Origin of the sequence: Aeromonas sp. HMWF016 (assembly GCF_963878195.1) — a bacterium.
Lineage (GTDB): Bacteria > Pseudomonadota > Gammaproteobacteria > Enterobacterales > Aeromonadaceae > Aeromonas > Aeromonas lacus.
This window is the reverse complement of the sequence record NZ_CAWNWX010000059.1, coordinates 1-1,306: the sequence shown is the minus strand read 5'-3', so window position 1 is coordinate 1,306 and position 1,306 is coordinate 1. Positions and strand designations below refer to the sequence as shown.

Genomic DNA, 1,306 nt, shown 5'->3' with positions numbered 1-1,306 from the left:
GAAGAGGTGGTGGCCATGGGGCGCCTGCCCCACAGCGAACCCACCCGCCGCAAAGAGAAGATAGTGGCGGCCGCCATGGCCCATGCCGGGGTCGAACATCTGGCCAAGCGGCTCTATCCCGGCCTCTCCGGCGGCGAGCGGCAGCGGGTGCAGTTTGCCCGGGTACTGGCCCAGATCTGGCAAGCCCCTGATTCACCCGAGCAATCGGAACAACCAAGGCTGCTGCTGCTCGACGAGCCCACTTCGGCGCTCGACCTGAAATATCAGCACCAGCTGCTGGCAATGGCGCGGGCGCTGGCCAGCCGCAATACCGCCGTGCTGGTGGTGTTGCACGATCTCAATCTGGCGGCGCGCTATGCCGACCGGCTGGTGATGCTGGAGCGGGGCAAACTGATGGCCGATGGCACGCCGGGCGAAGTGCTCACCCCCGAGCTTATCTCCCGCCTCTACGGCTATCCGGCTCAGGTGCTCCACCATCCAGAAAGCGGCCTGCCGATGGTGGTATAGCTGCTTTTTCCGAGGGGATATGCCAGAAAGGGAAGCCACGCCCCTATAATGGCAACCTGTTAACCAATGCAGGTGCCCACATGATTCGCTTTGCCACGTTTAATGTTGCCTTTGACCGCACTGCTGCCGGCATGCTGACCGGTGAGCTGGCGCTGACCCGCACCGAGCAGGATGCCCTGCTGGCCCGCCTCGCAGGCGGCAGTCTGAACGGGGCAGACAAGACCAAGGCTCTGAACGTGCAGCAGATCCGCAATGTGGCGGAGATCATCCAGCGCACCCGTCCGGATGTGTTCCTGCTCAACGAGTTCGACAACGACGGCAAAGGCGAAAGCACTACCGATCTGCAAGCCTTCAACAACAACTATCTGGCCCACGCCCAGCACAGCGAAGTGACGGCCATCAGCTATCCGGTGCTGCAAAACTTCGCCACCAATACCGGCCTGATGAGTGGCTACGACCTCAACCTCGACGGCAAGGTCAACAGCGGCCCCGACGATGCCTGGGGCTTTGGCAACTATCACGGCCAGTACGCCTTTGCGGTGATGTCCAGATATCCCATCGACACCAAGCAGATCCGCACCTTCCAGCACTTCAAGTGGAAGGATATGCCGGGCGAGAAGAACCCAGTCATCGATGACTGCAACAACCCCAATGCCAAGATCCCGGCCAGCCGTCAGTGCGGCGATGTCTGGTATGCCGATGAGGTGTGGCAGAAGTACCCGCTCTCTTCCAAGAACCATGCTGACGTGCCGGTGCGGATCAAGACTGACAAGGGAGAAGAGGTCATTCACTTCCTGAT

The 1,306-nt window shown here is 61.1% G+C and carries 2 protein-coding genes; both read left to right on the top strand.

The features are described from left to right. Positions 1 to 507, top strand: a 507-nt coding sequence (locus AACS24_RS08495) for an ATP-binding cassette domain-containing protein (protein WP_339373336.1), incomplete at its 5' end; no start/stop codon positions are given. Between the two features lie 80 nt (positions 508 to 587). Next, positions 588 to 1,306, top strand: a 719-nt coding sequence (locus tag AACS24_RS08490) for an endonuclease/exonuclease/phosphatase family protein (protein ID WP_146181476.1), incomplete at its 3' end; no start/stop codon positions are given.